Source organism: Modestobacter sp. I12A-02662, from assembly GCF_041028325.1.
Lineage (GTDB): Bacteria > Actinomycetota > Actinomycetes > Mycobacteriales > Geodermatophilaceae > Modestobacter.
In genome coordinates this window covers 374,151-395,019 of the sequence record NZ_JABGDE010000004.1, presented here as the reverse complement: position 1 = coordinate 395,019, position 20,869 = coordinate 374,151, and the positions used below count along the sequence as shown (strand labels likewise).

The 20,869-nt window shown below is 74.7% G+C and carries 23 protein-coding genes; 13 read left to right on the top strand and 10 right to left on the bottom strand.

Translation table 11 applies throughout. The features are described 5' to 3' along the window. Positions 1 to 12 precede the first annotated feature (12 nt). The 6 genes from pstB to HL189_RS07065 form a co-directional block, all read right to left on the bottom strand. Positions 13 to 792, bottom strand: coding sequence for a phosphate ABC transporter ATP-binding protein PstB (gene pstB / locus HL189_RS07090; RefSeq protein WP_369132982.1), 780 nt, complete (start codon positions 790 to 792; stop codon positions 13 to 15). A 23-nt stretch (positions 793 to 815) separates the two neighbouring features. Then, positions 816 to 1,895, bottom strand: a complete 1,080-nt coding sequence (gene pstA, locus HL189_RS07085) for a phosphate ABC transporter permease PstA (protein WP_369132981.1) — start codon at positions 1,893 to 1,895, stop codon at positions 816 to 818. Beyond that, positions 1,895 to 2,839 carry a phosphate ABC transporter permease subunit PstC gene (gene pstC, locus HL189_RS07080; protein ID WP_369132980.1) on the bottom strand — a complete coding sequence of 315 codons (945 nt, stop codon included), beginning with the start codon at positions 2,837 to 2,839 and terminating at the stop codon, positions 1,895 to 1,897. The genes pstA and pstC overlap by 1 nt, the downstream gene beginning before the upstream one ends. 109 nt (positions 2,840 to 2,948) lie before the next feature. Then, a complete protein-coding gene (pstS, locus tag HL189_RS07075) occupies positions 2,949 to 4,070 on the bottom strand; it encodes a phosphate ABC transporter substrate-binding protein PstS (protein WP_369132979.1) in 1,122 nt (373 codons plus the stop codon). Between the two features lie 214 nt (positions 4,071 to 4,284). Then, a complete protein-coding gene (gene mshD, locus HL189_RS07070; RefSeq protein ID WP_369133065.1) occupies positions 4,285 to 5,196 on the bottom strand; it encodes a mycothiol synthase in 912 nt (303 codons plus the stop codon). A 53-nt stretch (positions 5,197 to 5,249) separates the two neighbouring features. Beyond that, positions 5,250 to 5,990 carry a winged-helix domain-containing protein gene (locus HL189_RS07065; RefSeq protein ID WP_369132978.1) on the bottom strand — a complete coding sequence of 247 codons (741 nt, stop codon included), beginning with the start codon at positions 5,988 to 5,990 and terminating at the stop codon, positions 5,250 to 5,252. Positions 5,991 to 6,102: 112 nt separating this feature from the next. On the opposite strand from HL189_RS07065, the gene HL189_RS07060 reads away from it, so the two are divergent. The 6 genes from HL189_RS07060 (at position 6,103) to HL189_RS07035 (ending at position 10,197) form a co-directional block, all read left to right on the top strand. Beyond that, on the top strand, positions 6,103 to 6,915 hold the full coding sequence (locus tag HL189_RS07060) for an alpha/beta fold hydrolase (protein WP_369132977.1): 813 nt from the start codon (positions 6,103 to 6,105) through the stop codon (positions 6,913 to 6,915). Further along, entirely contained in the window at positions 6,912 to 7,733 is an 822-nt protein-coding gene (locus HL189_RS07055; RefSeq protein WP_369132976.1) for a hypothetical protein, read from the top strand. The genes HL189_RS07060 and HL189_RS07055 overlap by 4 nt, the downstream gene beginning before the upstream one ends. Beyond that, positions 7,730 to 8,443 carry a DUF2993 domain-containing protein gene (locus HL189_RS07050; RefSeq protein WP_369132975.1) on the top strand — a complete coding sequence of 238 codons (714 nt, stop codon included), beginning with the start codon at positions 7,730 to 7,732 and terminating at the stop codon, positions 8,441 to 8,443. Before HL189_RS07055 ends, HL189_RS07050 begins: the two co-directional genes overlap by 4 nt. 47 nt (positions 8,444 to 8,490) lie before the next feature. Continuing rightward, on the top strand, positions 8,491 to 8,823 hold the full coding sequence (locus tag HL189_RS07045; RefSeq protein ID WP_369132974.1) for a thioredoxin family protein: 333 nt from the start codon (positions 8,491 to 8,493) through the stop codon (positions 8,821 to 8,823). 246 nt (positions 8,824 to 9,069) lie between these two features. Continuing rightward, complete coding sequence (locus tag HL189_RS07040) at positions 9,070 to 9,897, top strand: sulfurtransferase (protein WP_369132973.1); 828 nt, start codon at positions 9,070 to 9,072, stop codon at positions 9,895 to 9,897. A 6-nt stretch (positions 9,898 to 9,903) separates the two neighbouring features. Continuing rightward, positions 9,904 to 10,197 carry a DUF1416 domain-containing protein gene (locus HL189_RS07035; protein WP_369132972.1) on the top strand — a complete coding sequence of 98 codons (294 nt, stop codon included), beginning with the start codon at positions 9,904 to 9,906 and terminating at the stop codon, positions 10,195 to 10,197. A 95-nt stretch (positions 10,198 to 10,292) separates the two neighbouring features. Here the strand turns inward: HL189_RS07035 and HL189_RS07030 are convergent, their stop codons facing one another. Next, positions 10,293 to 10,970: a TetR/AcrR family transcriptional regulator gene (locus tag HL189_RS07030; RefSeq protein ID WP_369132971.1), complete on the bottom strand. Its 678-nt coding sequence runs from the start codon at positions 10,968 to 10,970 to the stop codon at positions 10,293 to 10,295. A 126-nt stretch (positions 10,971 to 11,096) separates the two neighbouring features. Between HL189_RS07030 and HL189_RS07025 the strand changes: the two genes are divergently transcribed. The 3 genes from HL189_RS07025 (at position 11,097) to HL189_RS07015 (ending at position 14,467) form a co-directional block, all read left to right on the top strand. Beyond that, positions 11,097 to 12,029: an NAD-dependent epimerase/dehydratase family protein gene (locus HL189_RS07025; protein ID WP_369132970.1), complete on the top strand. Its 933-nt coding sequence runs from the start codon at positions 11,097 to 11,099 to the stop codon at positions 12,027 to 12,029. 144 nt (positions 12,030 to 12,173) lie between these two features. Then, a complete protein-coding gene (locus HL189_RS07020; protein ID WP_369132969.1) occupies positions 12,174 to 12,746 on the top strand; it encodes an FABP family protein in 573 nt (190 codons plus the stop codon). 5 nt (positions 12,747 to 12,751) lie between these two features. Then, positions 12,752 to 14,467: a DUF885 domain-containing protein gene (locus tag HL189_RS07015; protein ID WP_369132968.1), complete on the top strand. Its 1,716-nt coding sequence runs from the start codon at positions 12,752 to 12,754 to the stop codon at positions 14,465 to 14,467. Between the two features lie 91 nt (positions 14,468 to 14,558). Here HL189_RS07015 and HL189_RS07010 read toward each other — a convergent pair whose 3' ends face one another. From HL189_RS07010 to HL189_RS07000, 3 genes are all read right to left on the bottom strand, one after another. Continuing rightward, a complete protein-coding gene (locus HL189_RS07010; RefSeq protein ID WP_369132967.1) occupies positions 14,559 to 15,284 on the bottom strand; it encodes a hypothetical protein in 726 nt (241 codons plus the stop codon). Positions 15,285 to 15,606: 322 nt separating this feature from the next. After that, complete coding sequence (gene nhaA / locus HL189_RS07005) at positions 15,607 to 16,908, bottom strand: Na+/H+ antiporter NhaA (RefSeq protein WP_369132966.1); 1,302 nt, start codon at positions 16,906 to 16,908, stop codon at positions 15,607 to 15,609. 70 nt (positions 16,909 to 16,978) lie between these two features. After that, a complete protein-coding gene (locus HL189_RS07000; RefSeq protein WP_369132965.1) occupies positions 16,979 to 17,839 on the bottom strand; it encodes an aminotransferase class IV in 861 nt (286 codons plus the stop codon). Between the two features lie 39 nt (positions 17,840 to 17,878). Here HL189_RS07000 and HL189_RS06995 point away from each other — a divergent pair, with 39 nt between their 5' ends. From HL189_RS06995 to HL189_RS06980, 4 genes are read left to right on the top strand one after another with little or no spacing between them, the layout of a single operon-like run. Further along, positions 17,879 to 18,334 (top strand): Fur family transcriptional regulator, encoded by a 456-nt coding sequence (locus HL189_RS06995; protein ID WP_369132964.1) that lies wholly within the window; start codon positions 17,879 to 17,881, stop codon positions 18,332 to 18,334. Beyond that, entirely contained in the window at positions 18,331 to 19,455 is a 1,125-nt protein-coding gene (locus HL189_RS06990; protein ID WP_369132963.1) for a folate-binding protein YgfZ, read from the top strand. Before HL189_RS06995 ends, HL189_RS06990 begins: the two co-directional genes overlap by 4 nt. Then, a complete protein-coding gene (locus tag HL189_RS06985; RefSeq protein WP_369132962.1) occupies positions 19,452 to 20,300 on the top strand; it encodes a 3-keto-5-aminohexanoate cleavage protein in 849 nt (282 codons plus the stop codon). Before HL189_RS06990 ends, HL189_RS06985 begins: the two co-directional genes overlap by 4 nt. Further along, positions 20,297 to 20,860: an aerial mycelium formation protein gene (locus HL189_RS06980; RefSeq protein WP_369132961.1), complete on the top strand. Its 564-nt coding sequence runs from the start codon at positions 20,297 to 20,299 to the stop codon at positions 20,858 to 20,860. Before HL189_RS06985 ends, HL189_RS06980 begins: the two co-directional genes overlap by 4 nt. Positions 20,861 to 20,869 lie beyond the last annotated feature (9 nt).

Below are 20,869 nucleotides of genomic sequence, written 5' to 3'. Positions count from 1 at the left end.
ATCAGGTGCGGCTCATCCGAAGCGGCCGCTGATGTAGTCCTCGGTCGCCTTCTGGTCGGGGTTGCTGAAGATCTTCTCGGTCGGGTTGAACTCGACCAGCCGCCCGGGCTGGCCCACCCCGGCGAGGTTGAAGAACCCGGTGGACTCGCTCACCCGGGCCGCCTGCTGCATGTTGTGGGTGACGATGACGATGGTGAAGCGGTCCTTCAGCTCCGTCATCAGGTCCTCGATGGCGAGCGTGGAGATCGGGTCGAGCGCGGAGCACGGCTCGTCCATCAACAGCACCTCCGGCTCCACCGCGATCGCCCGGGCGATGCACAGCCGCTGCTGCTGGCCGCCGGACAGCCCCGAGCCGGGGCGGTTGAGCCGGTCCTTGACCTCGGTCCAGAGGTTGGCCCCGCGCAGCGACCTCTCCACCAGGTCGTCCAGCTCGGACTTCTTCATCCGCGTGCTGTTCAGGCGCACGCCGGCGACGACGTTGTCGTAGATCGACATCGTCGGGAAGGGGTTGGGGCGCTGGAACACCATGCCGATCTGCCGCCGGACGTCGACCGGGTCGATCTCGGCGCCGTAGAGATCCTGGCCGTCGATGACGACCTTGCCTTCGACGCGCGCGCCCGGGATGACCTCGTGCATGCGGTTCAGCGACCGCAGGAAGGTCGACTTGCCGCAGCCCGAGGGGCCGATCAGCGCGGTGATGCTGCGGGGCTCGATGGAGATGTTGACGCCCTCCACGGCCTTGAAGTTGCCGTAGTAGATGTCCAGGTCCGAGACGTCGATGCGCTTGGCCACAGTGTCCTCCGGGTGGGTCGGTCTCAGCGACCGGTCTTGGGGGCGAAGAAGCGGCTGATCAGGCGCGCGACGACGTTGAGCGCCATGACCAGCATGATGAGCACGAGCGCGGCCGTCCAGGCCCGCTCGATGGCGAGCTCGGGCGGGAAGCCCGGCTGGGTGAGCTGGTAGAACGCGAAGACCGGCAGCGTCGCCATCCGGCCCTCGAACGGGTTCAGGTTGGTGCCGTTGATGATCCCGACGGTGACCAGCAGCGGGGCGGTCTCGCCGATCACCCGGGCCACCGCGAGGGTGACACCGGTGCCGAGGCCGGCGATCGCGGTCGGGATGACGACCTTGACGATCGTCCGCCACTTGGGCACGCCCAGCGCGTAGCTGGCCTCGCGCAGCTCGTTGGGGACGAGCTTGAGGACCTCCTCCGAGGACCGGACGACGACCGGGATCATCAGCACCGACAGCGCGACCGCGCCCATGACGCCCAGCCGGATCCCCGGGCCGAAGAACAGCGCGAACAGGGCGAAGGCGAACAGGCCGGCGACGATCGACGGGATGCCGGTCATCACGTCGACCAGGAAGGTGATCGCCCGCTTCAGCCGGCCGGTGCCGTACTCGACGAGGTAGATCGCGGTCAGCAGGCCGATCGGCACGGAGATCACCGTGGTCAGCAGCGTGATGATCACCGTGCCGAGGATGGCGTGGTAGGCGCCGCCGCCCTCGCCCACGACGCCGAGCATCGAGGAGTTGAAGAAGGTCCCGTCGAAGCGCCGCAGCCCGTTGTCCAGGACGGTGTAGACCAGGGAGACCAGCGGGACCATCGCGATGGCGAACGCCGTGGTCACGATTGCGGTGACCAGCCGGTCGGTGCTCTTGCGGCGGCCCTCGACCGCCCGCGAGGTCAGCCAGACGGCGAGCGTGCCCAGGACGGCGCCGTAGACGACGGTGAGCGCGACGCTGAAGCCGGTCACCGCCGACAGCAGCGCCCCGAGGACGAGACCGGCCAGGTACACGCCGGTCGCGGCGAACCGGGGCAGGCGCCGGTGGCTCCGGACCGGGCCCGGGTGCTCGGTGACCGGAGCCGGAGCGGAGGGGGTCTGGGTGCTCATCAGTTGGCTCCGGAGAAGTCGGCGCGCCGGTTGACGATCCAGCGGGCGAGCATGTTGACCGCCATGGTGATCACGAACAGGGCGAGCCCGCTGGCGATCAGGGTGTTCACGGCCAGCCCCGTCGACTCGGGGAACTGCAGCGCGATGTTCGCCGCGATGGTCGAGGGGTTGCTGCTGGAGATCAGGTTGAAGGTGATGCCGCCCGACCCGGAGAGCACGATCGCGACGGCCATCGTCTCGCCGAGCGCGCGGCCCAGGCCGAGCATGGCGCCGCCGATGACACCGGACTTGCCGTAGGGCAGCACGGCCATCCGGATCATCTCCCAGCGGGTCGCGCCCAGCGCGAGGGCGGCCTCGCGGTGCAGCGCGGGTGCCTGGCTGAACACCTCGCGGGAGATCGCCGAGATGATCGGCAGGATCATCACCGCCAGCACCAGGCCGACGGTGAGCATCGTGCGGCCGGTGGCCGAGGCCGGCCCGGCGAAGAACGGGATGAAGCCGAGGTTGTCCTCGAGCCAGCCGTAGAGGGGGACCAGGGCGGGCGCGAGTGCCGCGATGCCCCAGAAGCCGTAGACCACGCTGGGGATCGCGGCGAGCAGGTCGATCACGTACCCCATGCCCGCCGCCAGCCGGCGCGGCGCGTAGTAGGTGATGTAGAGGGCGATCGCCACGGCGAGCGGGGTCGCGACCAGCAGCGCGATGACCGAGGCGATCAGCGTCCCGAAGACCAGCGGCCCGATGTAGGCCGTCAAGGTGTGGCCACCGGGGAGATCCGCGGCCTGTGCGGTGATCGCCGGCCAGGCCTCGGCGATCAGGAAGATCGCGACACCGGCCAGCACCAGCAGGATGAGGATCCCGGAGCCGGTGGCGCTGCCGGCGAAGATCCGGTCCCCGGCGCGCCGCTTCGGGCGCGGGGGAGTGGGGGGTGCGCTGGTGAGGGTCACCGATCGCTCCGTGGCTCGTCGCAGGGGGTGGTCAAGGGGTGAGGGGGGACGCGCCACGGCGGCCCGGAGTGTCCGTGGGACTCCCCGGGCCGCCGCATCGGTCCGTCGATCAGCCGGCGGCCGTGATGGCGTCGACGGCGGTCTGCGCCTGCTGACGCAGGGTGTCGGAGATCGGGGCGCTGCCCGCGGCGTCGGCCGCGGCCGACTGGCCCTCCTCGCTGACGACGTGGCCCATGAACGCCTTCACCGCGTCGGCCTTGGCCTGGTCGTCGTACTCGACGCAACCGATGTGGTAGCTGACGAGGACGATCGGGTACTCGCCCGAACCCTCGGTCTGCCGGTTGACCTCGATCGCGAAGTCGTACTGACCGCGGCCTTCGAGCGCCGGGCTGTTCTCGACGACCGCCGCAGCGGTCTCGGCGCTCGGCGCGACGAACTCGCCGCCGACACCGATGCTGGCGACCCCCAGCTCACCGGCCTGGCTGGCGTCGGCATAACCGATGGCGCCGTTGCCGGCCTGCACCGCGGAGATCACGCCGGAGGTGCCGTTGGCGGCCTCACCGCCGGGCAGCGGCCACTCGCCGTCCGGCTCCGAGGTCCACACCTCACCGGCCGTCTGGAACATGTAGTCGGTGAAGTTGTCCGTGGTGCCCGAGTCGTCCGCGCGGTGCACCGGCGTGATCGCCAGGTCCGGGAGGGTGACGCCGGCGTTGTCGGCGGCGATCGCCGGGTCGTTCCAGTTGGTGATCGTGCCGGCGAAGATGCCCGCGACGGTCGCCGGGGAGAGGTTCAGCTGGTCGACGCCCTCGAGGTTGTAGACGACGGCGATCGGCGAGATGTAGTTGGGCAGCTCGAAGACCTCGCCCCCGGCGCAGCGCTCCTGTGCCGAGGCGAGCTCCTCGTCGTCCAGGGCGGCGTCGGAACCGGCGAAGTCGGTGCCGCCGGCGATGAACTGCTCACGGCCACCACCGGAGCCGACCGGGTCGTAGCTGAAGGAGACGCCGGGCTGCTGGCTGTTGAAGCCGGCCTGCCAGGCCTGCATGGCGGCCTGCTGGCTGCTGGCGCCCGCGCCGACCAGGTCGCCGCTGAGCTGTTCGGCGCCGGCGTCGCCGCTGCCCGCGGCGCCGGCGCCGCCACTCGTCTCGTTCGCGGCGCCACAGGCGGCGAGGGCGAGGGTGGCGGCGAGCCCTGCGGTGAGGGCCGCGGCGCGCGTCGTGGTGCTGAGCTTCAACGCAGTGCCTTTCGATGGAGGTGACCCGGACGTCGATGCCGGGTGGCGAGTTCCTACGAGGCACAGCGTGGGCGGCGCAGATGGACGGATCCGGGTGCCCGGGTGAACGCCCGGTGAACGACTGTCGAGGCTTCGGTCACGACTCGTCAGACACTGTCCGTCCAACGGGTGAACGCGCTCCGGAAAGGTCCCTGGACGGGGGAACGCGGCCGGTTCAGCGAGGAGCGGGCGAGCGTTCCCAGGAGACGTCGACGGCGTGCCGGGTGAACCCGCTGCGCTCGTACAGCGCCACCGCCGCGGTGTTGTCCGCGTCCACGTACAGCAGCACGGTGGACAGCCCGGCCCGCCGCAGGTGGGCCAGCCCGGTGTCGGTCAGGGCCCGACCCAGCCGCATGCCCTGGGCGTCGGGGTCGACGCCGAGCACGTAGATCTCACCGACCGGTTCGTCGCCGGCCTCACCGGCCGGGTGCACCTTGGTCCAGTGGAAGCCGAGCAGCCGGGGACCGGCCGGCTCCGCGCGCCAGGCGAGGAAGAAGCCGGCCGGGTCGAACCACGGCTCGGCCTGCCGGATGGCGAGGTCCTCGGGGGTCCAGCGGCCCTGCTCGGGGTGGTGCGCGAAGGCTCGGGCGTTCACGGCCAGCCAGGCCGCCTCGTCGACGCCGGGCCGGAACGTGGCGATCGACAGCCCCGGCGGCAGGGACGGGCGCGGGTCGGTGTCGACGCCGGACAGCGGACGGCGCATCTGCAGCAGCACCCGGGCCCGCCGGTACCCGCGCGCGGTGGCCAGCTCGGTGGACCCGGGCAGCTCGCCGTGTGCCCACACCCGCAGCGGCCGGTCCCCGGCCAGCTCCTCGAGCCGGGCGAGCAGGGCCTTGCCGACGCCCCGCCGCCGGGCGCCGGGGGCGACGACCAGCTCGGCCTCGGCCTCGGCCGGCTCCTCCGGCAGCTCCAACCGGGCGTAGCCGACCAGCGCGCCGTCCGGCGTGCGGGCGGTCAGGTCGCTGCCCCCGGGGGGACCCCCGTGCTGCAGGCGCAGCTCGGACTCCTCCGAGACCGGGCGCACGCCGTCGGCCGCCAGCGCGGCACCGAGCAGGTCGAGGACCTCGGCCACCGCGGGCGGGGTCAGCCGCCCGGTGCGCTCGATCGCTGCCGGGCCGGGGCCGGCGGCGGGGGTGGGGGTCAGGAGACCGGGGAGGCGGCGTCGGCCGGCGACACGCTCGCGGCGGCCGCGGTCGCGTCGGCCACCTGCTGGTCGAGCTTGTAGCCGACGTTGCGGACCGTGCCGATCAGCGCCTCGTGCTCGGCACCGAGCTTGGCGCGCAGCCGCCGCACGTGGACGTCGACCGTCCGGGTGCCGCCGAAGTAGTCGTAGCCCCAGATCTCCTGCAGCAGCTGCGCGCGGGAGAACACCCGGCCCGGGTGCTGGGCCAGGTACTTGAGCAGCTCGAACTCCTTGTAGGTGAGGTCGAGCGGGCGACCCCGGAGCTTCGCGGAGTAGCTGTGCTCGTCGATGACGAGCTCACCGGCCCGGGTCACGGCACCGTCGCCGCCGTCGGCCGGCGCCGCGGCGGCCAGCCGCCGGGCAGCGGCCCACTTCAGCCGCGCGTCGACCTCGGCCGGGCCGGCCGTGTCCAGGACGACGTCGTCGACACCCCAGTCGGCCGACAGCGCCACCAGCCCGCCCTCGGACAGCACGGCCACCAGCGAGGCGGCCACCCCGGTCGAGGACAGCAGGGCGCAGAGCGTGCGCGCGGAGACCAGGTCGTGCCGGGCGTCGACGAGGACGACGTCCCCGGCTTCACCGTCGAGCAGGCTGGACAGCTCGGGAGCGACCACGCGCACCTGGTGGGCGAGCAGGCCCAGTGCCGGGAGGACCTCCGTGGTCGCCTGGCGGGCCGAGGTCATGAGCACGAGCCGCATGTCGTCTCCTCATCGTGCTGCCGTACCGGGGCCGTCGACCGCACTGTCGAGGTGGGAGGGCAGGATAACTGATGTGCCCCGCCGTCCTCCCCGAGCTGCGGAGGAGCGCACGGTGCGTGTCCGCGCCGCGGACGGCGTCGAGCTGTCGGGCATCGTCGTGCCGGCGCTGCCCGGGGCCGCCGCGGCCGGCCGGCCGGTCACCTTCGTCCTCGCGCACGGCTTCACCAACTCGGTGTCCCGGGAGCCGTTCCGCCGGCTCGCCGGGTGGCTGCGGGCCTTCGGCGAGGTCCGGGCGCTGGACTCGCGGGGGCACGGGCGCTCCGGCGGCGGCACCACCGTGGGAGGCGATCCCGAGCTGGGTGACGTCGACGCGGCGGTGCGGGCCGCTCGGGCCGACGGCGCCGACGCGGTGGTGACCCTGGGCCTGTCCATGGGCGGTGGGGTCGCGCTGCGCCAGGCCGCCCTGGGCACCCACCGGCCGGACGCGGTGGTGTCGGTCAGCGCGGTGAGCCGCTGGTACGTGCGGGAGACCCCGCCGATGCGGCGCGTGCACTGGCTGCTGGAGACCACCGCCGGTCGCCGGGTCGCCGCCGGGCTGCTCGGCCTGCGGCTGGGCGTGCCGTGGGAGACCGTGCCCCCGGCACCGGTGGAGGTCGTCGCCCGGATCGCCCCGACACCGCTGCTGCTGGTGCACGGCGACCGGGACGAGTACTTCCCGCTGGAGCACTTCCGCGCCCTGGTCCAGGCCGCCGGGCCGGCGGCGACGGCCTGGGTGGTGCCGGGCATGGGGCACGCCGAGAACGGGATGACCGGCCCGCTCGCCGAGCGGATCGGCCGGTGGGCGTGCGCGGCCGTGGCCGGGCCCGACACGGCCGGCCGGCCTGCCCCGGTCACCCCGCCGTCCTCTGCGACGATCGTCGGATGACCTCCGCCGCGCCGGACGCCCCGGTGTCCCCGCGGGCCCACCACCTCCCGGCGGCGGGCCTGGCCGTGGTCGTCACCGCCCTGCTCGCCGGCCTCCCGCTCGCGCTCGACGGGATCGGCCGGGTCGTCGCGGTGGCGGCGCTGCAGGCCGCCCTGATCGCCGCCTGGGGCCGGGCCACGGGCATCCGCGGGCCGGCCGGCGCGCTGGTGGTCGGCGCGGCTGCCTCGCTCGCGGCCGACGTCGTCCTGCTGCTGCCCGAACGGCCCACGCTCGACCCGCTCGCCGCGGTGCTCGGCCTGGGCCTGCTGGCCGCGGTCGTGCACCAGATGACCCGGCCGGCACCCCGGGCGCAGCTGGTCCCCTCGCTGGCCGGTGTGGTGCTGCTGCTGTGCGCGGTGTGCGCGCTGGCGGTGCTGCTGGTCGTCGGCCGGCTGGACGACGGTCCGGGCGCGGTGATCGGTACGGCGCTCGTCGTGGGGGCCGCGCTGGTGGTGCGACACCTGGTCGACCTGGCGCTGCCCCGGCCGGCGGTCGCGCCGGGCGTGCCGTGCGGTGCGGCTGCGCTGGTGCTCGCGGTCGCCGCCGGCGCGGGGGCCGCCCTGCTGCTCGGCGACCGCGGGTCGCTGGCCGACGTGCTCTCGGCCGTGACCTCCGGTGCCGCGGTCGGCGCGGTCGCGGCGCTGACGTCGCTGGGTGCGTCCTTCGTCGTGGTGGAGCGCGCGGAGTCCGGCTGGGCCGCGGCGGTGCTGCAGGCGGTGCTGCCGCTGGCCGCGGCCGCGCCGGTGGCCTACGCGCTCACCCTGAACGGGCTCGGGTGAGCCGGCGCCGGGCCGGGTGCCTGCCCGTCCTGGTGGTGCTGCTGCTCCTGCTGGTCGGCGCGCTGGTGGTGGTCGACCGGGTCGCCGTGGGCGTCGCCGAGGACCGGGTGGCCGAGCAGGTCGCCGCTCGCGGCGGGCTCACCGCGCCGCCGGAGGTCGACATCGCCGGCTTCCCGTTCCTCACCCAGGCGCTGTCCGGGGAGTACGAGGACGTCCGCATCCGGCTCACCGCCGAGGAGCTGGCCCAGCCCACCGGCACCCGCGCCGACGTCGTCCTGCGCGGCGTACACCTGCCGCTGTCGGACGCGCTGTCCGGGCAGGTCTCCGAGATCCCGGTCGACCGGGTCGACGGGACGGCGACGCTGTCCTACCCGCTGCTCGCCGAGCGGATCGGCGGCGACACCGCGCTGGCGCAGGAGGGGGACGGCATCCGGGTCACCCGCACCGTCGAGGTGCTCGGCCTCGAGCTCCCGGTCACCGCGACCGGCACGGTGGGCCTGGACGGGCAGGACCTCGTCATCGACGTCGGCAACGCCTCCGCCGGCGCGGCCGACGTCCCCGACGCGGTGCTCGACCGGGCCGCCGGCCTGCTGGAACTGCGCTACCCGGTGCCCGCCCTGCCGTTCGGGCTGCAGGTGGTGGGCGTCACCCCGGCGGCGGACGGCGTCGTCGTCCGGGTGCAGGCCGCCGACACCGTGCTGCGCGGCTGATCCCGGCCCACCGGAATGCACCCGGCGGTGCGCCCGTTGCCGGGAGCGTGAGCGCAGCGGGTCTGGCGGTGCTGGAGCGGTTGGGCGTCCGGCCGGCCGAGGCCGACCTCACCGTCGTGCAGTTCTCGACCGCCTTCTGCGGCCCGTGCCGGGCGACGCGGGCGCGGATCCGGCAGCTGCAGGCCACCCGGCCGGGCCTGGCCTACCTGCACGTCGACGCGGAGAGCCACCTGGAGGCGGTGCGCGAGCTGGACGTCCGGCGCACCCCGACGCTGTTCTACCTGGGCCGGGACGGCACCCTGCTGGGGCGCAGCTCGGGGGCGCCGCGGCCGGCGGAGCTGACCGCACTCGTGGACGCCCACACGGGGGTGGACCGGTGATCCGCTACCCTTCGGCCGTGGGCACCTTGCTGACCTCGCGCCGCACAGTGGACCTGTGCCGCGTCGGCAGCTGCCTCTGTCCGACCTCCTGAGGGGACGATCGCTCGTCCCGGAACGCGCCGTCCCGCCGTCCCGAGGTCCTCTCCGCCGCCCGTTCCGCTGGGGTGCGGCGACCGTGGCGGGTGCCGGCCCCGCGAGTACCGACACACCTTCCCGCACATCCCCGGACAACTGATGGAGGAACACATGGCTCGCAACGACGTGCTCGTCACCGCCGACTGGGCGCAGGAGAACCTGGGCAAGCCCGGCCTGGTCTTCGTCGAGGTCGACGAGGACACCAGCGCCTACGACGGCGGTCACCTCGAGGGTGCCGTCAAGCTGGACTGGAAGCAGGACCTGCAGGACCCGCTGCGCCGCGACTTCGTCGACAAGGCCGCCTTCGAGGCGCTGCTGTCGGCCAAGGGCATCAGCAACGACGACACCGTCGTGCTCTACGGCGGCAACAACAACTGGTTCGCCGCCTACGCGTACTGGTACTTCAAGCTCTACGGGCACCGCGACGTCAAGCTGATCGACGGCGGCCGCAAGAAGTGGGAGCTGGACGGCCGCCCGCTGTCCAAGGACACCGTCGAGCGCCCGGCCACGCAGTACCGGGCCAGCGAGCCGGACCTGTCGATCCGCGCCTTCCGCGACGAGGTCGTCGCGTCGATCGGCTCGAAGAACCTCATCGACGTCCGCTCGCCCGACGAGTTCTCCGGCAAGATCCTGGCCCCGGCCCACCTGCCGCAGGAGATGGCGCAGAAGGGCGGCCACGTCCCGACCGCGAAGAACATCCCGTGGAGCAAGGCGGCCAACGAGGACGGCACCTTCAAGTCCGACGAGCAGCTCGCCGCCCTCTACGCCGAGCAGGGCTACGACGACAGCAAGGCCACCATCGCCTACTGCCGCATCGGCGAGCGCTCCAGCCACACCTGGTTCGTGCTGCGCGAGCTGCTCGGCAAGCCCGACGTGAAGAACTACGACGGCAGCTGGGTCGAGTACGGCTCGCTCGTCGGCGTCCCGATCGAGAAGTGAGCTGACATGTGCGGAGCCCCGAAGCAGGGCGGGACCCTCGCCGGCATCGACCTGACGACCCAGACGGTGATCCAGGGCCAGGTGTGGCACGACGGCGCCCCGGTCGCCGGCGCCTACGTCCGGCTGCTGGACGGCACCGACGAGTTCACCGCCGAGGTGGTCACCAGCCCCGAGGGCGAGTTCCGGTTCTTCGCCGCCCCGGGTGAGTGGAAGCTGCGCTCGCTGTCCCCGGTGGGCAAGGGTGAGCGCGTCGTGAGCGCGGACGTCGGCCTCAACGAGACCACCGTCGTCCTCGCATAAGGACCCCTTCCTCCCCGCCCTTCGCAGGCTCAGGGCGGGCCCCTGGAAGGGGGCCTACGGGCCCGTCTCCCCGGGAGGCGGGCCCGTCGCGTTCCCTACAGGCCGAGGAGGCCGGCGAGGTCGCGCATGGCGGCGTCGAAGAACGCGTCGGCGTCGGTGACCGCGCCGGTGAAGTGGCCGAACAGCTCGAAGCTGATCGCGCCGAACAGGCTGCTCCACGCCAGCAGCCCACGCGCGCGCACCGTGTCGTCCAGGGCCGGGTGCTCCCCGCCGAGCACCTCGGCCGTCGCCTCGCTGATCGTGCCGGTGACCGCGCCGGAGGCCGCCGGGAGCCGGCCGGCCCGGGCGGCGTCGCCGAGGACCCGGCCCAGGACGACGCCCACCCGGATCGCGGCCGGGACCGTGTCCCGCGGCGCCTGGTAGCCCGGCACCGGGGAGCCGTACAGCAGCGCGTACTCGTGCGGGTGCGCCAGCGCCCACCCGCGCACCGCCCGGCAGACCGCGAGCCACCGCTCGGCCGGGGCGGCCGTCGGGTCGTCGGCCTCCTCCGCCGTCGCGCCGAGGGCGTCGTACCCGTCGATGATCAGCCGGGTCAGCAGGTCGTCGCGGCTGGGGAAGTACCGGTAGACGGCGGAGCTCACCATCCCCAGCTCCCGCGCGACGGCCCGGAGCGACAGGCCGGTCGCCCCGACGGTGGCCAGCTGGGCGCGCGCCAGGTCGGTGATCTCGGCGGTGATCTCGGCGCGGGCGCGTTCACGGGCGGTGGGCGGCACCCGTACAGGATGCCTCACGAGATCGGTGCACGCAATCGAGGGCAGTGCTCTTGACATGGCCGGCCCGACGCGGCACGGTGGTCATCGAGCGAGAGCACCGCTCTCGACCGAGGGGAGGATCAGAAGATGGCGCGACACGTGGTGGTGGGCAAGGGCCCGGTGGGCTCGGCGACAGCCCAGCTGCTGGCCGAGCGGGGGCACGAGGTGCTCGTGCTCTCGCGCAGCGGCGGCCGGAGCACCGACGCCGTCGAGCACCGGGCGGTCGACGCCGCCGACGCCGGAGCGCTCACCGCGGCGGTGGGGCGGGCGGACGTCATCTACAACGCGGTGAACCCGCCTGCCTACGACCGCTGGACCCAGGACTGGCCGCCCATCGCGGCGGCGCTCCTGCAGGCCGCTGAACGCAGCGGGGCGCTGCTCGTCGTCATGGGCAACCTCTACGTCTACGGCCGGCCCAGCGGGCCGATGACCCCGCGGAGCCCGCTGGCCGCCACCGACGTCAAGGGCCGGATCCGGATCCGGATGTGGGAGGAGGCGCTGGCCGCGCGCGAGGCCGGACGGGTCCGGGTCACCGAGGCGCGGGCCTCGGACTTCGTCGGCCCGACGGTGCCCGCGGGGCAGTCGCACCTGATGCGGCAGCTGGCCACCCTCCGCCGCGGCCCCCGCGCCTGGGTGATCGGCGACCCCGACGCCCCGCACAGCTGGTCCTACGTCCCCGACGTCGCCGCCACCCTGGCGGCCCTCGGGACCGATCCGCGGGCCGAGGGCCGGGCCTGGCACGTGCCCACGACACCGCCCCGCTCGCAGCGCCAGGCGCTGACCGACCTCGCGGCGGCGATGGGCGCTCCACCGGCGCGGGTGAGCGGTGTGCCGTGGCCGGTGCTGCGGGCCGTCGGGGCGACCAACGGCCAGATGCGCGAGATCGTGGCCATCCGGCACCAGTGGGACCAGCCGTTCGTCATCGAGGCCACGGAGACCACCGAGGTGCTCGGCCTGACGGCGACCCCCTGGGACGACGTCGTCCGGGCCACCGTGCAGGCCGTGCCCGCGGGGGCCTGACGGGCGGCCCGAGCCGCGCGGATACCGTGACGGCATGGGTCTGGTGTCCGCCTGGGTGTTGGTCGCGCTGACCGCGCTGACCTCGATCGGCCTCGCGGCCTCGGCCTGGCGCGTCGCGCGGCGCGACGGCGGGGAGCGCACCCGATGAGCGCCCCGACGCCGCCCGGCCTGCCCAGCGGTCCCGTCCCGGGGCCCACGGAGCTGCCGGTGCCCGACACCGTCGACGTCCGGGAGGGGCCGGAGGTCGCCCCGGAGCTGCTCTCGGTCCTGCCGCTGCTCGGCGAGTGGCACGGCGAGGGGCAGGCCGCCGGGCCGGCGGGCGACCACCGGTTCGGTCAGTGGGTCCGCTTCGCGCACGACGGTCGGGACTTCCTGTTCTACGAGTCGCGCACCTGGCGGCTGTCCGACGACGGCCAGGTGGACGGCCCGGACCAGCGGGAGACCGGCTTCTGGCGCCCCCGTGGGGACGAGGAGGTGGAGCTGCTGGTCTGCTCACCGGCCGGCCTGGTGGAGATCTACGCCGGCCGGGCGCGGACGACGACGAGCTGGGAGCTGGTCAGCGACGTGCTGGCCCGCACGCCCGACCACCCCGACACCAGCCGGGCCACCCGGCTGTACGGCATCGTCGACGGCGCGCTGATGTACGCCGTCGACCGGGCCGCCGGCGACCAGCCGCTGCGGCCGACCATGTCCGCCCGCCTGGAGAGGATCCGCTGACCCCCGTGACCGCCACCGCGCCGTCCCCCCGCCCCGCCACCCCGCGCCAGGTCGCCGACGCCTACGTCGACGCGCTCACCGAGCTCGACCCGCTGCTGGCCACGGCGCTGGGCACCCGGCCCGGCGACGACCGGCTGCCGGACACCAGCCCGGCCGGCGCCGAGGCGGAGGCGGAGCTCGTGCGCCGGACCCTGGCCGAGCTGGACCGGGTGCTGGCCGAGGACCCCGCGCTGGCCGAGGACCCGGTCGAGCGCCGCTGCGCCCGGCTGCTGCGCGAGCGGCTGGACGCCGGACTGGCCCTGCACGAGGCGGGGGAGCACCTGCGGGCGGTCTCCAACCTCTTTTCGCCGGTGCACGCGATCCGCCAGGTGTTCTCGATGATGCCGACCCGGGACACCGAGGACTGGGCGGTGCTGGGCCGCCGCCTGGCCCGCGTGCCGGAGGCCTACCGGGGCTACCGGGAGTCGCTGGCCGCCGGCGCGGGCCGGGGGCTGCTCGCCGCGCCGCGGCAGGTCCGCACCGTCGTCGGGCAGCTGGACGAGTGGCTGGCCGGTCCGTACTTCGCCGGGGTCGTCGCCGGCGGGCCCGAGGAGCTGCGCGGTGAGCTCGACGCGGCGGCCGCCGCGGCCGACGCCGCCGTCGCCGAGGTCCGCGACTTCCTGCGCGACGAGTACGCCCCGGAGGCGGAGGGCACCCCGGACGCCGTCGGCCGGGACCGCTACGCCCGCTTCGCCCGCTCGTGGAACGGCGCGGACCTCGGCGTCGGCACCCGGCTGGAGGAGGCGTACGCCTGGGGGTGGGCGGAGCACCGGCGGATCCTGGCCGAGCAGCGCGCCGAGGCCGAGAAGGTGCTGCCCGGGAGCACGCCCATGGCGGCGATGCGCTGGCTCAGGGAGAACGGCGAGGCGGTCGAGGGCGTCGAGGGGATCCGGCAGCGGCTGCAGTCGATGATGGACCAGGCGATGGACGCCCTCGACGGCGAGCACTTCGACATCGCCGGGCCGGTCCGCCAGGTCGAGGCGATGATCGCCCCGCCCGGCAGTGCGGCGGCCCCGTACTACACCCGCCCGGCGCAGGACTTCTCCCGTCCCGGGCGGACCTGGCTGCCCACGCTCGGGCAGGAGCGGTTCCCGCTCTGGGACCTGGTCTCCACCTGGTACCACGAGGGCGTTCCCGGCCACCACCTGCAGCTGGCCCAGTGGGTGCACGTCTCCGGTCAGCTGTCGACGTACCAGACGTCGGTGGGCTCGGTCGGCGCGAACGTCGAGGGCTGGGCGCTGTACGCCGAGCGGCTGATGGACGAGCTGGGTTTCCTGCAGGACCCGGGCGCGCGGCTGGGCTACCTGGACGCGCAGCAGATGCGCGCGGTGCGGGTGGTCGTGGACATCGGCATGCACCTGGAGCTCCCGGTCCCCGAGGGCGTCGAGGGGTCGGTGGCCGGGCACGCCGGGCAGCCGTGGACGCCGGAGCTGGCCCGGGCCTTCTTCGGCGACCACTGCGGCCGCGACGAGGCGTTCCTCGACAGCGAGCTGGTGCGCTACCTGGGCATGCCGGGGCAGGCGATCAGCTACAAGCTGGGGGAGCGGGCCTGGCTGGAGGGCCGGGAGGCGGCCCGGCGCGCCCGCGGCGCGGAGTTCGACCTGAAGGCCTGGCACATGGCCGCCCTCTCCCAGGGCAGCCTCGGCCTCGACGACCTCGCCGCCGAGCTCGCCCAGCTCTGAGGAAGGGCCACGCTGCCCCCCACCGCTCGCAAGCTCGCGGCGGGCCCTTGCAGCGTGGCCGGATCAGGGGCCATGTTGGCCAACATGGCCGCTACTCCGGGGCGTCGGCGGGGACGGGGTTGACCTCGTCGGCGTCCCAGGTGGTCCTGTCCCGCGGGTCGGCGGGCGCGATCTCCAGCCCGGCGACCGCCAGCAGCTCGCCGATGCACGCGGCGGTGCCCCCGACGTAGGTGGTGACCAGGTCGACGTCGGTCACCACGCACCACGCGCGGTCCGCCGGCCACCAGAGGTTCGCGCTCTGCTCGAAGGGCTCGGCCGCGAAGTTCGCCATCGCCAGCTCTATCGGACCGTTGACCAGCCAGTACTCCCGAGAGGGCAGGACGAGCGGGGTGTGGTCGGTGATGATCGTGCCGCCGACCGCCACGCCGAACCAGCAGACGTCGGGGGTCGTGGTGTGCCGGGAGAGGACGGGGACCATCCGCTCGGCCACCGGCACCGGCAGGTGGCCGCGCGCGGGGGCGCCGTGCCACAGCGGTGCCTGGTCGTCGTTCTCGAAGTAGTCCATCGCGCCGGTGACCGAGCCCCACTGCATGAGCGGGTGCGGGGTGGTGGCGTTGGCCGCGGCCACGGCGGCCCAGGGCACCTCGACGTCGTCGTCCCCGACGTACCGGACGGCGGGGTGGAAGACGCGGGCCACGGCCTCGAAGCGGGCCGGGACGTGCGCGGCCACGGTGTCCGCGCGGGCGCCGCGGGTGGCCTCGGCGAGCCACAGGCCGGCGGAGGTGTCGAGCGCGACGGCCCGTCCGGCGAACTGCACGCGGCCATTCTCGCAGAGAACAGACAACCCCCGGGCTGCTCCGCGGCGCTGGACCCCGCCGGAGCGGGGGAGCTGCACGCGGGCCGACTGGACAATGGTCGGCGGCCCGGGGGTCGGGTGACTGTCCGGTTCTCGCTCGCCGCCGTACGACGGACGGGCGATCATGCCTCCGTTCGGAATCCACTCCGAACGGGCGGCCCATCTGGACGGCGGCTAGCGGACAGCCACCTCACGAGTCCGATCAGCATGCAAGTTACGGACCACCTCCTCTCTCGTGTGCCACGACGGTACGTCGGGATCCGGAGAGCGGCAACGCGCTTTTTCAGCCCTCGGCGGACGGCCGCTGGTAGACGTCGGGCACCCCGTCGGCGTCCGCGTCGGCGGTCTCCGCCTCCTCGATCAGCCGGTACCGGCGGTCCCGGAGCCGCAGCAGCACCGAGGCGAGCGCGGCGGCGGTCAGGGTGCCGACCAGGACGCCGACCTTGACGTGCTCGTCGCGCGTCGACCCCTCGCCGTAGGCGAGTGCGCCGATGAGCAGCGAGACGGTGAAGCCGATGCCGGCGAGCATCGCCAGCCCGATCACGTCGGGCCAGCCCAGCGACTCGTCGAGCTGGGCGCGGGTGAACCGGGACACCAGCCAGGTGGCCAGGGTGATGCCGATGGTCTTCCCGGCCACGAGGCCGACGACGATGCCGATCGCCACCGGGTCCGACAGCGAGTCGACCAGGCCGGAGAACCCGCCGATGGTGACGCCGGCGGCGAAGAAGGCGAAGACCGGGACGGCGAACCCGGCGGAGATCGGCCGGATCCGGTGCTCGAGGTGCTCGGCCAGGCCGGGGCCGGCGCCCGGCCCACCGGCCGCCTCGCTGCGCACCACCGGGACGGTGAACGCGAGCAGCACACCGGCGACGGTGGCGTGCACGCCGGACTCGTGCATCAGCACCCAGGTGGCGACGGCCAACGGGATCAGGAGCCACCAGGAGCGGACCCGCTTCTGCACGAGGAATCCGAACACCGCGATCGGCACGAGCGCCAGCAGCAGCGGCGTGATCGCCAGGGAGGAGGTGTAGAAGATCGCGATCACGGCGATCGCCAGCAGGTCGTCGACGACGGCCAGGGTGAGCAGGAACGTGCGCAAGGCGGTCGGCAGGTGGGTGCTGATCACCGCGAGCACGGCGAGGGCGAAGGCGATGTCGGTCGCCGTCGGGATCGCCCACCCCCGGAGCGCGCCGTCCCCGGTGCGCAGGTTGACCAGGATGAACAGCACGGCGGGGACGATCATCCCGCCGACCGCGGCGGCGACCGGGAGGACGGCCCGCCGCGGCTCGCGCAGGTCGCCGGCCACGAACTCCCGCTTGAGCTCGAGTCCGACCACGAAGAAGAAGACCGCCAGCAGCCCGTCCGCGGCCCAGGTGCCCAGCGTCAGGTCCAGGTGCAGGGATTCCGGCCCGACGCGCAGGTCGCGCAGCGACTCGTACGCCGCCGACCACGGGCTGTTGGCCCAGATGAGGGCGATGACCGCGCCGATGATGAGCAGTACGCCACCGACGGTCTCCCTGCGCAGCACCTCGGCGATCCGCGAGGTCTCGGCCCAGGAACCGCGGCGGAAGAGGGGACTGGTCATCGGGCGGCTCCAGGGTGCGGCGTCGGTTCGGGAGTTGCCGACCAGACTTCCCGGCGCACCACGGCGGAGCTTACCGGGCGAGCAGTTCGCGGATCGCCCGGGTGAGCCCCGCGTCGCCGCGGTCCACCCCGTCCAGCCGGGTCACCGGCGCCGCGCCGCGGATCCCCGACAGCAGCCAGACCGCGTCGGCGGCGTGCAGGTCCTCGACGGTGCCCGGCGTGACCGCCGTGGGCCGGCCGTCGGCCTCGGCCGCGGCGAACAGCCGGGCCTGCGTGGTGCCGGCGAGGATCCCGGTCTCCACCGGCGGGGTGTGCAGCCGGCCGCCGGTCGCCCAGACCACGGTGGACGTCGGCCCCTCGAGCAGCTGCCCGTCCAGCGAGGTGAAGACGACGTCGTCCGCGGCGGCCGCGCGGGCGTGCCGCAGCGCGGCCATGTTCACCGCGTAGGACAGCGTCTTCGCCCCGCCCAGCAGCCACGGCGCCCGCGCGCGGAGGTCGGCCGGCACCCCCAGCGACAGGGAGACGACGGCGACGCCCTCGTCCCGCTGCCGGATCGTCTCCGCGGGGACGGGCGCCAGCAGCGCGACCAGCGTGGGCGGCGTGCCGTCGCCGAGGCCGCGGGTGAGCAGCACCCGGCAGGCGCCCTCCACGTCGGCCGGCCAGCCCTCGACGACCGCGGCGACCACGGCGCGGACCGCGTCGTCGCCGGGGTGGGCGAGGTCCAGCAGCCGCGCCGAGCGGCCGAGCCGGGCCAGGTGGGCGGGCAGGCGCGGCGTCGTCCCGCTGGTGACGAGCACGGACTCGAAGGCGCCGTCCCCGCGGCCCAGCCCGAGGTCGAAGGCGCTGACGACGGGCTCGTCCCAACCCGCCGTGCGGGCCGCCCCGTCCCGCCAGGCCGCCACCCGCGCACCCGTCTGCTGCAGCTCGATCACGGCCCCACCCTGCCGTACCGGCTGACTAGGCTCGGCAGGGTGTCCGGTGAGGAGAGCGTCCCGCTCGCCGCGCAGCTGCGCGCCCGGGGCATGCGGCTGACCAGCCAGCGGCAGCGCGTGCTCGCCGGGGTGGCCGCGCTGGAGCACGGCACGCCGGAGGAGATCCACGCCTGGCTGAAGGCCGAAGCCGGAGCGGGGGGCGCCGCGCCGGACACCTCGACCGTGTACCGCAACCTCGAGGTGCTGGAGCGGCTCGGCCTGGTCTGGCACACCCACCTGGGCAAGGGCGCGCCGGTCTACCACGCCGCGCAGCACCCGCACCTGCACGTGGTGTGCCAGTCCTGCGGGCAGATCATCTCGGCCGACCCCGGGCTGCTGGACAGCGCCGCGGAACGTCTGGCCGCCGACCTGGGTTTCACCGTCGACGTGGGCCACGTGGCGCTGAGCGGCACCTGCCGGGCCTGCGCGGAGAAGACCCGAACGGAGCACCGATGACCACCCCGTCCCCCCTGCTGTCCCGCCCCGGCGCGGTGGCGTTGGCGCTGCCCGACGGCGGCACCGGCACCGTCGCCGGCCACTACGGCGACCCGCTGCCCGAGCAGCGCCGGCTCGCCGAGGGCGCCGGACTGGTCGACCGCAGCGACCGGGACGTGCTCGTCGTCCCCGGCGCCGACCGGCTGACCTGGCTGCACAGCCTCACCAGCCAGCACCTGGAGCGGCTCGGCGACGCCACCGGCAGCGAGGCGCTGGTGCTCTCGCCGCACGGGCACGTCGAGCACCACGTCGTCCTCACCGACCTGGGCGGCACCACCTGGGGCGACGCCGAGCCGGGCACCGGTGGCGCGCTGGTCGACTTCCTGCAGCGGATGCGGTTCATGCTCCGGGTCGACCCGGCGCTGGTCACCGGCGAGTGGGCGCTGCTGTCGCTGGTCGGCCCGCGCGGTGACCAGGTCCTGCGCGCGGCCGGCTGGCCGGTGCCTGCGGGCGCGTACGCCGTGGCCGCCCTGCCCGGCGGCGGGTGGGTGCGCCGCATGCCGGCGATCGGCGACGGGAGCGCCGCCGTCGTCGACCTGCTCGTGCCGCGCGCCGACGTGTCCGCCCGCGCCGACGAGCTGCTGGCCGCCGGGGCGACCCTGTCCGGCCTGGACGCCTACGAGGCGCTGCGCGCCGAGGCCCGCCGGCCGCGGGCCGGGGTCGACTCCGACCACCGCACGATCCCCAACGAGCTGGAGTGGCTGCGCACCGCCGTCCACCTGGAGAAGGGCTGCTACCGCGGCCAGGAGACCGTCGCCCGGGTGCACAACCTCGGGCGCCCGCCGCGCCGGCTGGTGCTGCTGCACCTGGACGGGATGAGCGAGACCCTGCCCGTGCCCGGGACGCCGGTCACCGCGGGGGCGCGGGAGGTCGGCCGGGTGGGCACCGTGGTGCGCCACCACGAGCTCGGGGTCATCGCGCTGGCGCTGGTCAAGCAGTCGGTGCAGCCCGGCACGGCGCTGCACGTCGGGGAGGCGGTCGCCGCGATCGACCCGGACGACGGCCCGCAGGGGGTCGACGCGGACGTCGCGGCGGCCCGTGAGCGGGTGCGCGCGGTGCGGTCTGCCACGATCAACCGGTGACCTCCGGCACGCTCATCACGCTGGCCCCCACGGGTGCCGAGTCGGCCAAGGCCGACGTGCCCGCGCTGCCGGTTACCGTCGAGGAGGTCGTCGCCACCGCGCGGGACTGCCAGGCGCTCGGGGCGGCGGTGCTGCACCTGCACGTCCGCGGCGCCGACACCCGCCCCACCCTCGACCTGGGCCGGGTGCGCGAGGTGGTCACCGCCGTGCGGGAGGCCACCGACCTCGTCGTCCAGCTGTCCACCGGCGGGGCGGTGACCGACCCGTTCGACGCGCGCCTCGCCGTGCTGGACGCGGCACCGGACGCCGCCTCGCTGTCGCTGGGCACGGTGAACTTCGGCCGCGACGTCTTCAGCAACCCCTGGGACCTCATCGTCGAGCTGCACTCCCGGATGCAGGAGCGCGGCATCGTCCCGGAGTACGAGGTCTTCGACCTCGGGCACCTGGCCACCCTCGCGCGGTTGCTGGACCGGCACGGCCTGCCGCACGGTGGGCACGTGCACGTCGACCTGGTCATGGGCGTGCCCGGTGGCATGCCCGGGACGACGGCGGCGCTGGCCGCGTGCCTGCCCTTCCTGCCGCCCGGCGCGACGTTCGCGGCGACCGGGGTGGGCCGCACCTCGCTGCCGGTGATGCTGGCCGCGCTGTCGGCCGGCGGTCACCTGCGGGTCGGCATGGAGGACACCCTGACCTACGCGCCCGGTGAGCCGGTGCGCGACAACGCCCAGCTGGTGGCCCGCGCGGCCGGGCTCGCCCGGATCGCCCAGCGGCCGCCGCTGTCGACCCTCGAGGCCCGGCAGCTGCTGGGCATCCCCGTCCGACGCACCGTGGAGGTCTCCCCGTGACTGCCCCGACCCCGGCCGCCGGCGGCGCCGCCGTCGACGCGCTGCTCGACCCGGCCTTCCTGGACGGCATCGAGGAGCTGTCGATGGCCCAGGTGCGCGCCGTGCGGCACCAGGCCGAGCAGGAGGAGGTCAACCTCTCCTACACCCGGCGCCTGCTGCAGGGCCGGCTGGACATCGTCCGCCGGGAGCTGCAGCGCCGGGCCGAGCACGACGGCCGCTCGCTGGTCGACCTGCTCCCGGAGATCCTCTCCGAGAAGGGCCGCGGTCCGGCGCACGGGCTGGGCCGGCACCAGACGGTGCAGCCCACCGCGCCGGAGCACATGGAGCACTGGGTCAACAGCCTGGCCCCGGACGTCGACCTCTCCGACGTGCCGGCCCTGCCGGACGACAAGCTGGAGTCGGCCGCCCGCGCGCTCGGCGCGGGCGAGCGCAGCCTGTCCGAGCGACGCCGCGGCGTGCAGCAGGTGATGGACGCCGTCGCCGGTGAGCTCGCCCGCCGGTACCGCGACGGGCTGGCCGACGTGGCGCAGCTGCTGGCCGACGAGTCCCGGCACCGGTGAAGGTGGAAG